This window comes from Chryseotalea sp. (genome assembly GCF_057350905.1).
The window spans coordinates 1-9854 of record NZ_JBMRCF010000013.1 but is presented as its reverse complement, the minus strand read 5'-3'; the positions used below and the strand labels follow the sequence as shown (position 1 = coordinate 9854).

The window sequence follows — 9854 nt, the reverse complement described above, 5'->3', positions numbered from 1 at the left end:
TCACCAACTGGCGCAAGTCTTCTGCCTAGTGTGTAGGCAAGTGCGAGACTTGTGCCCTATTCAATAAGTTGGTATCTTCCACTTTATGAGTACCAAGTATAAATTTTATAATCCTGATGGTCATTATTTTGTAACCTATTCAGTCGTTGGTTGGGTTGATGTCTTCACAAGAAATGTGTATCGAGATATTTTGATTTCTAGTTGGCGACACTGTCAACAACATAAACACTTACTCATTCACGCTTATGTAATCATGACTAACCATGTTCATATGATTATTTCACGTGGTTCTGATTTTTATTTAGAGGGTATTATGCGTGATTTAAAGAAATTTACTGCTCATCAAATTCTGAGTGCTATAGAAAAAGAACCAGAGAGTAGGCGTGAGTGGATGCTGGAGGTTTTTAGAAAAGCAGGTGAGTCTAACAGTAACAACACGCGTTATCAGTTTTGGAAACAAGACAATCATCCAATAGAATGTGATACCCCAGCAATACTTCAACAGAAAATGGATTATATACACGGAAACCCTGTACGAGCAGGTTTTGTGGAAAAAGGTGAAGATTGGTTATATAGCAGCGCGGGAGATTATTATGCTAACAGAAAGGGACTGATAGAATTGGCTTATGTATGACAAGGCACAAGTCACGCGCATGCTTCCGCGCAATGCCAAAGACTTGCGCCAGTTTGGCAGCTAAAGGTTATTAAAAATGAAGTTAAGGATGACACAAAAAAAACATCGGGTAGTAATTAGCCTGCTATTATTATTTACTTTATTTGAGTGTAAACAAAGATCGCAGATCTCAAAAGATAATGTTATCTGCCCTAATCTTTCTCCAACAGAAAGCATTTTGTTTTTTGAAAGAGGATTTAATAAAACGCATTTAGTGATTAAGGTCGATGGAGATGTTTATTTTGATGATTCTATAACTACAGATAGAGCATTGGATCTTGCTAAAGAAATTTTAATAAAACCGAAAACATCAGAGTCTGTAACGATAAAAATTAATGAAGAAAAAGAAGTTTCATTTTGCCTAAACCATTTTATGAGATTTAATTTATTAGACACCGAGTTAAAAATTGAAGCTCTATCAAGTGTACCAAATTATTACGAGTAATTACACCCTCTAGTCGTATCGTCTTGTGCTACTCTTGAAATAAACTACAAGCCCAGCGGTTGCGCTGGGTTTTTTATTTAGGTACCAGTTACTTATTAGCAGCGATTTCCCAGCATGATACAGCACCCAAGCCTAAAATAATATTTCAATTTAGTGCATACATGCGCTCAGTTTATTTTCATAAGCCTCTTTACCTTGCCTTCGTGATAAACGTATACAATGAATCGTTTTTAAAGCATCTTGGTGAAAATCTCCGTGAAGTGAGCGAGGAAAACATCTATGCCAATTATAAAGTACAACTGAATAGACCTAAAAGACGAAAAATATATTTCTATGAAGACACCAAAACAGTACGCTGAGCTGGATAAGTTTTTAAAAGCAGGGATGACAGCCAAACAGGTAGGTGATGAACTGGACGAAACCCTTTGCGACCTGGTGCACTATGCAGGCAAGGAAGATGACTACGCAAGTGAACTTCCCAACCGCTACTACCTGATTAGAAAACTGCGCGACATTTTTTGGAGGATAAGCAAAACTAACTAGTTGTTTGAACAAGTGCATATACAACATCTTCCCAACAGAAAAACTATTTACAAACCAGTACTAAACTTACCCTCTCCTTAGGAGAGAAGGGGGTGAGGCTCCAGTAAGCCCTAACTTTAAATCCCCCCTGACGCAGATGTTGTGTGCCGGTATGTGCGTAGCCCATCCATGCCTGGCTATAAAGTTTATAAGAAGACAAGTTCTTTACCTTGACATTCAGGGGTGACTTCCGCGCCAGTCGAGAACACCGACTAAAACCAGCACAGACTATTCTGTCTGCACATTTTTGTCACTTCAATACTTCTGACCACTAAAATTGAACTTCTGGAAACTTTATTCATTAAGGTACCAGGTATCTTTGAGTATTGGAGGAATAGCTTACCGAAGAAGTGAACAAGTTCCATCCATCATCCATTGGGGTAACTTTAAGATTGCAAATTTTGGATATAACTGTAATAAATTAAACCTTAAATAAGGTGGTCGCAAAATGCGACCACCTAGATGAATCTGACTATGACCAAGAAGAAAGCAGACATAGAAATCCCCGATGAAGTAGTGATTAACAAGATATTTATTGTTAGGGAAAAGAAAGTAATGATTGATACAGACCTTGCTGAACTGTACGGAGTACCAACTAAACGATTGAATGAACAAGTAAAAAGGAATATAAAACGCTTCCCAGAAGACTTTATGTTCCAGTTGAATCAAGAAGAGAAGCAATCTTTAATAGAAAATGTTCCGCATTTAAACAGACTAAAATACTCACCCAATCTTCCTTTTGTGTTTACTGAGCATGGGGCAGTAATGTTAGCAAGCGTACTGAACAGTGATAGAGCTATTGAAGTAAATGTTCAGATCGTTAGAATATTTACAAAGCTGCGTGAACTTGTACTTACCCACAAAGACATTTTATTAAAGTTGGAGAAGTTAGAAAGAAAGGCTGTAAGGCAGGACGGTGATATCAAGTTGATCTTTGAATACCTGAGAGAACTATTGAATCCGAAGACAGAGCCCATGCGTAAGATCGGGTTCAAGATCAAAGGAGAGTAAATACAGCCATCCTCATGCTGCCCATGTCGAACGAGTGATGATCGGGATTTTAATCCCGCTTTCATGGTGCATTAGAAAATCTATTTTTTAAAAGCGCAATCACTTTCTATTCTCTTCATTTACTTTTTGCACACAGCCGCAGCAGGGATAGGAGCGTAAATCCTTTTTGCTGCGAGGCTTGTGCGTAGGGCAAAAAGATTGCAGCCACGCGAAGCGCGTGGCCCGGCTCGAGGCACGAGAGGCTGCCCACTCCATCAAACTTTAAATTCACACGGCTTACTTCTAAGTCAAAAAACCCCTTATTTTTGTGGGTGCGCATTTGCTTCTTCATAGCGGTATTCTTTTTGTCTCACGGCCTTTTGGCCCAGACGGACACGCTGAATATAGGTGTACTTAACAAAGCCGATAGTCTGACGGATTACAACCAGCAGCGCATAGATTCCCTGCAGCAAAAAATTGAGCAGCTTACCCACTTGCGCGCAGGCGCTGACTCCAGCAAATCACTGCAAAACCTGAAAAGCAAAAGACAAGCATTGCAAAACAAAGCTGATAGTTTGAACCGCATAGGTCAACCTTCGGCACTGGTGCAGAAGAGTCTGGATAGTCTCAACAACCTGAAGCCACTAAAAAAACTGGATTCGCTTAACCAGGAGATAGTGACTTTGCAGAAAAAAATTCAAGACCCGGTTAATAAAATTGAGAATAGTATAAATAATAAAGTGCAGGGCTTTAACAAGATTACCGATAATCAGTTTAAAACAGATGGTGCAGTAAACGCACCCAAGCTGAATGAAACATCGCTTAACACTCCGGCATTGAATGGTACGGGCGTTAAAGTGCCTGACGTAAACCAGCAAGTACAGGATGTGAAGGCACAGGTGCAAGTACCGGATGAATTAAAGCAGGCACAAGAGCAACTGAATAAAGTAAGTGACTTGTCGGGCAAGGTAGATATCTACCAAAATGAAGTACAACAAATTAAAGAAGGTGGTTTAAAGAATTCAACAGCCATTGATAAGCTGGCCGAAGAAAAAATTTCGGAGATCAAAGAAGTGGGCGCCTTGCAGCAGGAGTTGGGTAAAGCAAATATACCAACAGCCATGGATGAGGAAGCGGCTAAAAATATGCTGAAAGAACAGGCCAAAGAAGAGGTGATGAAGGTTGCTAAAGATCACTTTGCAGGTAAGCAGGAAGCCTTGATGGCAGCCATGCAGAAGATGAGTGACCTTAAACTTAAATACGAATCGTTAGATAGTTTGAATGTACCCAAGCGCAGAGCGAATCCGATGAAAGGTAAACCTTTTGTTGAAAGGTTAGTGCCGGGCTTGAGTTTTCAGGTACAAAAATCGCAGCATTGGTTAATCGATGTCAACCCTTCTCTTGCCTATCGCATAACCGATCGCTGGAGTGCAGGTTTAGGTTGGAATCAACGATTGGGCTATGCGAAAAGAGTAGTGTATCAGGCGCAGGAAAGTATGTATGGCCCCAGGTTGTTTGCAGAGTTTCGTTGGAACAAGGGTATTTCATTCAGGCTGGAGGGCGAGTCTTTGTTTGGTATACCTGTGCCCAGTTTTGCGAATGCCAAAAGCACGGAAGATCCGGCACGCTGGATAAATACAGGTTTTGCAGGCATTAAGAAAGACTACAGAATTGTTAATCGCTTGAAAGGAACCTTGTTTGTGCTCTATATGATTTACGATGACAACCTGAGCAGCCCCTATGCAAACAAACTCAATACACGTTTTGGTTTTGAGTATACATTGAAGTCTAAGAAAAAGTAAGGTTGATCTTTTTGTGTTTTGGCTCTTCTGCATTTATAATCCGGAGAAGCTGATTGGACTAGGTCACTCTTTGTCCGCTCCTTGTCTCCCGCAGGGGACGAGGAGCATTGATAGAGATATAAACACCGTCTTCTGCCAGTAATTTTGATCTGAAGCAGTTCAAAAATGATGATTTATGTCATTGCTGAAGCTTAAAGTGATCAGTTGAATATGGATCACTTAACATTAGCTTTAGGTACAACACGAAAGGGGTGGTGTTACACAAAACGATAGAATATGGAAGCGCATTTTTTTGAAGTCGATTTAGTCTGGTCTAAAGAACGTAAGGGCATTATTTCATCACCTGACGTACACTTCACTGCCACCGATGGTGGCAGAATAGAAGTGGCCACGCCACCGCCTTTTCCGAAGGGCATGCCGGGTATATGGTCGCCAGAGCATTTATATACAGCTGCCATCAGCAGTTGTTTAATGACTACCTTTTTAGCCATTGCAGAAAATTTTAAACTGGACTTTGTATCCTTCTCTTGTGTAGCCAAGGGTAAACTAGAGCAAGTTGATGGTAAATATTTAATGACAGCAGTAGCGCTTGCACCTGAGCTCACTATTCTAAAAGAAGAAGATAGAGAGAAGGCCATGAAAGTATTAACAAAATCAGAAGCTGCTTGCCTAATATCAAATTCAGTGAAGGCAAAGGTCAGCATGGAGACAATTATCAGGATTGCGGGGTCTTTGTAATGAATACCTGATACATCCTTACAGATTTATTATGAAGGAATTATACCTTCTGCCTTGTGTGTCTAACAAAGCTGACACCTTAATTTTAAGGTATCAAAAATTCTATTTTCAGAAGAAATCCCTATTTGAAACACCTTAATATTAATATTTTTTTAATTTTTTTTCGGACAGTGTTTCCCTAAACGTTAAACGAAGGATTGCTGATACTGAATGATTATCAGAGTATTAGAGAATGATCTTATGCAATGAAAGAAATGTCAGGCAGTCGTTGCTTGCAAAGCCCGCCTCTTTATGCATGCTTCCATTTTGCATGGGTGTGAAGTTTTGTATTTATTTGCCCATAGAGAAAGGGTTGTGCAGTAGTCAATTAACTTAAGCTTATTTCTATTTATGAGAACACAAAAACACTCGTTTTTTGTTGTGTTGCTATGCTCAACGTTACGCTTGTTTGCGCAAGATCCGGTTGAGATCAACGTGATTCCTCCATCACCAACAGCATCATCATTTCAAAAGTATATTGATATGCCTGTTAGTTTATACACAGGTACACCTTCTATTGCTATACCCATTACTGAATTGAAAACAGGACAATTATCTGTTCCGGTTTCCTTATCGTATCATGCTTCAGGTTTGAAAGTAAATGAAAGAGCTTCATGGGTGGGTGCCGGGTGGACACTCAATGCCGGAGGCGCGGTGAGTCGCTCAACCAAAGGTTTGCCAGACGAAATAAATATTCCAGGGAAAAAGGGTTATTTCCATATCGGGTATCTTTTTCAATCAAATGGTTTATTCGATATGAATAAAATTTATAGTTGTGCTACACCAGCAGGTGTTCCGCTTACTACACAAGATGGTCCCTACACCAGGCTTGATTCTTTAGCGCAAGGCATGGTGGATACAGAGCCCGATGTTTATTATTATAGCTCACCCGGTGGAAGCCTGAAGTTTACTTTTGATCAGAAACGAAACCTGGTAAAATATGTAAATGATGATACAAAATTGCTTCAACATCCATTTGAGAATATTTATAATCCTGGTGACACCTGGGTATTTAAAGGTGCAGACGGGGTGGTCTATACCTTTTCGCATGTAGAAACAACTGAAGTAACCACTGCCTGTGGTTCAGCACTTTCAGCCTATAACCCGGGCATAGATTTTTTTGCAAATAGTTGGTATTTAACTTCGATGAGCCTGAATGGAGACAGTATCAAGTTTTCGTATGCAGATGAATTTGTTACCTATTCAGATTATTACAACGAATCGAGAAAAGTTAAAGTGTCAGGACATGGACCTGCCGGAATGTCCATAGATTATTGCAATACTGATACACAGGTTAATGCAAAAAGACTTTCGACAATTACAACAACAGATGGGTATGAACTAAAATTTTTAGCGGAGACTAGCAGAAATGACCTGAATGGTTCGAAAAGACTTGATAAAATTGAGCTAAGAAAAGACGGTGATCTGGTACAAAGGTATTTACTGCAGTATGATTATTTTGGTGCGAATACCAAACTTAAACTCACCAACATCAATGAACTTTCCAGTGTTCAGGAAGATACGGATACATTGGCTGGTCACGCTTTTGAATATTTTGAATCGTTCCCGGTTCCACCCATTAATTCCAAGGCCCAGGATTTTTGGGGTTACTACAATGGTGCAAACAACTCAACCTTAATTCCCCCCTTTAAAAATAACTTGTATCATGTTAATAGAACTTTGGCCGCCAACCGCGATCCTAGTCTTAACTATGCCAAAGTCGGCTCCCTTAAAAAACTGATCTACCCAACCAGTGGCTACACTGAGTTTGATTATGAATTGCATACTTATCATAAGGAGGACCACCTTGTCACCTTCATAAAAGAGGCGAGTGCTTCAGGTGGTGATAATAATAACCCAACAAGCTTTGAAACAATTTTTACGTTAGATGCGCCAACAGTGGCAACGCTCACTAAAACAGGTGAGCCTTATACCTTCTACTCATTTGCTACCTTAAAAAAATGGAATGGTACAAGCTATGTAGCCTATAGCCCAGCAACCAATGGTGGTAACCGGGTAAATTTTGCCGCAGGTACCTATCAGCTTTTTGCACAGAGTGGTGAGGGTGGGAGTGTTGCCATAAGCGTTGAGTATGAACTGCCTATAGACAGTAACCTGGAGGCGGGTGGTTTAAGAATCAAACAGGTGAAGCATTATGATCCTATTCTAAATAAGAAACTTACAAAAAACTATACCTACAAATTTGCCAATGGAAACTCCTCCGGAATACATTTTAGTCCGATGATTCTTGGCGGAAGCATTTCTACAACAATTGGCGGAAGCATAGGTGGTGATGCGGGGCAAACGTGCTTTCCCGACCCTGCCGGGAATTTCCTCTCACTCAGCACTTTCTCGCAAGTGCCCCTGGCGATTAACCACGGCAGTCATATTGGTTATTCGCTGGTGAAAGAGATTGTATTTATTGATGTAGAGCAGCAACAAATTCAGTCGGGTTTAGTGGAGCATAGTTTTGTGAATGTACCTGATGAATATGTGTATACCTATCCATTCCCCAGCAGTTCTAATATGGATTTATCCTATAAAAACGGAAAGCCATTATCAAAAATAGTTTTTGCCACTGTATCAACAGGATTGGAAAAACTTAATGAAATTAATTATACCTATAATGAATTAATTCCGGGAAATACAGCCAGGGGTTTGGTGGTTAAAAACCTGACGAGCCGTTTTTGTTTTCAATGCCTTACCAGCGATTACGCAAATAACTATTATGAAATAAAAACAAAATGGAATTATCTATCGAAGCAGAGAACAACTGAGTATAAAAACGGAGTGCCCACACTGACCAAAGAAATAAAGTATGTGTACGATACCGTTGCTCCGTTTACGCACACGCTTGTTATGCAGGAAAAATGGAACGACAGCAGGAATATTGAAAACCTGACCACCTATACTCGAATGGCCGAAAATCCGGAATTAATTACAACAACGGAAAAATTTGTAAATGCAGTTCCGGTTGAAAAAGTAATGGTTAATTACCTGGGCAAACAACTTACTAATAAATATGTATGGACCGACCCGACTATAGGTTACGTTCACGAGTTTCACAATGTGTATAATGCAAAAAATAAGTTAATCAAGCGCACGAACAAACCTGTGCTGGCACCATTTACAACCCAGTATATATGGGCACACAACAATACCTACCCGATCGCTGAAATTACCAATACCGACAGACCGGATATTTTTGTTAGCAGCTTTGAAGATAATGCAGCTGCTACTAACGAGAATGGGCCTAACAAAGCACATGCCGGTAAAAAATACTGGACAGGGCAATTCACTTTCTCCGATCAGGGCTTTATTCCTGTTTCTACTAATGATCTGATCATGAGTTATTGGTACTGGGATTCCAATACATGGAAATTCAGAGAGCTTCCTTTTGCGAATACCATAAATGAAAGCCGTATAGATGACATCCGTGTTTTCCCTAAGGGTGCCTTTGTGAAATCGCTTACATATAAAAATGGTGTAGGCGTAGAGACCATCACTGATCAGAACAACATCATTCAGTATTTCAAATATGATAAGTTTAATCGACTCGAAATGGTCATGGATGAGAATAAAAAGGTGCTTCAGAAAAATGAATATGTCTACAAGCAATAAAGCTATTATCCAAATGAAGTATTTATCTATCATTGTTTTTTGCTTAGTAACGATCAGTGGCTTTTCGCAAATAACAGGCCCTACACAGGTATGTAACGGGGCAAGTAATATTACTTATTACTCTCAAGTAACAGGCTTTGGCAAGTATCGGTGGGCTTTAAATGGAACTTTTATTGTTTCCGGTGAAGATCCCAGACAAGGTGCACCCACTGTTTCCGTTTATTTTCCAGCCGATGCAACAATTACGCATACACTTACTTTGCAATTCACACCTACCGGTGGAACAGCTCAAAACTATTCTTTAACTATTAACGAAATAAACCCAGGAACACTCTCCATTAATCAGAGTACAGTTTGCAGGGATATTGGCAGTGTTCAGATTTCGCAAACCGGTTTAGTCGGATCGAACCCAGTGTTACAGAAATCTATTGAAGGGGGAGCATGGACGGACATCTCAGGTGCTGTTCTTCCTTTTACCGATTACACCATTCCAGGAAACAGTGCCTACAGACTCAGGGTATCCAGCTCTTGTGGATTTATCTATTCAAACACGGTTAGTGTAAATGTTTACAACGATCTACAGGGAGGAAGCATCAATGGTAATCAAACCATCTGTTACAATACGGTGCCCGCTACCTTAAGTAATGCAGGACTGGCGTATAATAACCTTGCACCTTACAATTACCAATGGCAGTTTTATAATGGGAGCAGTTGGGTTAATATTGCAGGCGCAACAGGCCAGGACTATTCACCTGGAGCACTCACATCAACCATTACCTACAGAAGATTAGCGATATCGGCTTGTGCTGTTAACGCAGCTTCCAATACCATTACCGTTACAGTTTATCCACCCCTGTCTGCTGGTTCAATTTCAAACAGCAGTGCCACCATTTGCTCAGGTTCATCGGCCCCCACTTTTTCAAGTGCAAGTGCTTCGGGTGGTAACTCAAGTTATGCCTATGAG

The 9854-nt window shown here is 40.2% G+C and carries 9 protein-coding genes; 8 read left to right on the top strand and 1 reads right to left on the bottom strand.

Annotation, left to right across the window (positions count from 1 at the left end; translation table 11 throughout):
• Nucleotides 1–85: 85 nt before the first annotated feature.
• From ACO1XM_RS16225 to ACO1XM_RS16210, 4 genes are all read left to right on the top strand, one after another.
• A complete protein-coding gene (locus tag ACO1XM_RS16225) occupies nucleotides 86–634 on the top strand; it encodes an REP-associated tyrosine transposase (RefSeq protein WP_486230883.1) in 549 nt (182 codons plus the stop codon).
• An 88-nt stretch (nucleotides 635–722) separates the two neighbouring features.
• Complete coding sequence (locus tag ACO1XM_RS16220) at nucleotides 723–1118, top strand: hypothetical protein (RefSeq protein ID WP_486230881.1); 396 nt, start codon at nucleotides 723–725, stop codon at nucleotides 1116–1118.
• A gap of 333 nt (nucleotides 1119–1451) precedes the next feature.
• Nucleotides 1452–1661 carry a hypothetical protein gene (locus ACO1XM_RS16215; protein ID WP_486230880.1) on the top strand — a complete coding sequence of 70 codons (210 nt, stop codon included), beginning with the start codon at nucleotides 1452–1454 and terminating at the stop codon, nucleotides 1659–1661.
• Between the two features lie 513 nt (nucleotides 1662–2174).
• Complete coding sequence (locus ACO1XM_RS16210) at nucleotides 2175–2711, top strand: ORF6N domain-containing protein (protein ID WP_486230878.1); 537 nt, start codon at nucleotides 2175–2177, stop codon at nucleotides 2709–2711.
• Between the two features lie 115 nt (nucleotides 2712–2826).
• Here the strand turns inward: ACO1XM_RS16210 and ACO1XM_RS16205 are convergent, their stop codons facing one another.
• Nucleotides 2827–3042 (bottom strand): hypothetical protein, encoded by a 216-nt coding sequence (locus ACO1XM_RS16205; RefSeq protein ID WP_486230876.1) that lies wholly within the window; start codon nucleotides 3040–3042, stop codon nucleotides 2827–2829.
• A gap of 28 nt (nucleotides 3043–3070) precedes the next feature.
• Here ACO1XM_RS16205 and ACO1XM_RS16200 point away from each other — a divergent pair, with 28 nt between their 5' ends.
• From ACO1XM_RS16200 to ACO1XM_RS16185, 4 genes are all read left to right on the top strand, one after another.
• The gene (locus ACO1XM_RS16200; RefSeq protein ID WP_486230874.1) at nucleotides 3071–4492 is read left to right on the top strand and encodes a hypothetical protein; all 1422 of its coding nucleotides are present in this window, start codon (nucleotides 3071–3073) and stop codon (nucleotides 4490–4492) included.
• A gap of 276 nt (nucleotides 4493–4768) precedes the next feature.
• Nucleotides 4769–5230 carry an OsmC family protein gene (locus ACO1XM_RS16195; RefSeq protein ID WP_486230872.1) on the top strand — a complete coding sequence of 154 codons (462 nt, stop codon included), beginning with the start codon at nucleotides 4769–4771 and terminating at the stop codon, nucleotides 5228–5230.
• A 390-nt stretch (nucleotides 5231–5620) separates the two neighbouring features.
• Nucleotides 5621–8890, top strand: a complete 3270-nt coding sequence (locus tag ACO1XM_RS16190) for a hypothetical protein (protein WP_486230870.1) — start codon at nucleotides 5621–5623, stop codon at nucleotides 8888–8890.
• Nucleotides 8891–8903: 13 nt separating this feature from the next.
• Nucleotides 8904–9854, top strand: a 951-nt coding sequence (locus tag ACO1XM_RS16185; RefSeq protein WP_486230868.1) for a hypothetical protein, incomplete at its 3' end; no start/stop codon positions are given.

Coding starts and splice junctions, on each gene's coding strand:
- ACO1XM_RS16225 (WP_486230883.1), top strand. CDS start 86: ATGAGTACCAAGTATAAATTTTATAATCCTGATGGTCATTATTTTGTA.
- ACO1XM_RS16220 (WP_486230881.1), top strand. CDS start 723: ATGACACAAAAAAAACATCGGGTAGTAATTAGCCTGCTATTATTATTT.
- ACO1XM_RS16215 (WP_486230880.1), top strand. CDS start 1,452: ATGAAGACACCAAAACAGTACGCTGAGCTGGATAAGTTTTTAAAAGCA.
- ACO1XM_RS16210 (WP_486230878.1), top strand. CDS start 2,175: ATGACCAAGAAGAAAGCAGACATAGAAATCCCCGATGAAGTAGTGATT.
- ACO1XM_RS16205 (WP_486230876.1), bottom strand. CDS start 3,042: ATGAAGAAGCAAATGCGCACCCACAAAAATAAGGGGTTTTTTGACTTA.
- ACO1XM_RS16195 (WP_486230872.1), top strand. CDS start 4,769: ATGGAAGCGCATTTTTTTGAAGTCGATTTAGTCTGGTCTAAAGAACGT.
- ACO1XM_RS16190 (WP_486230870.1), top strand. CDS start 5,621: ATGAGAACACAAAAACACTCGTTTTTTGTTGTGTTGCTATGCTCAACG.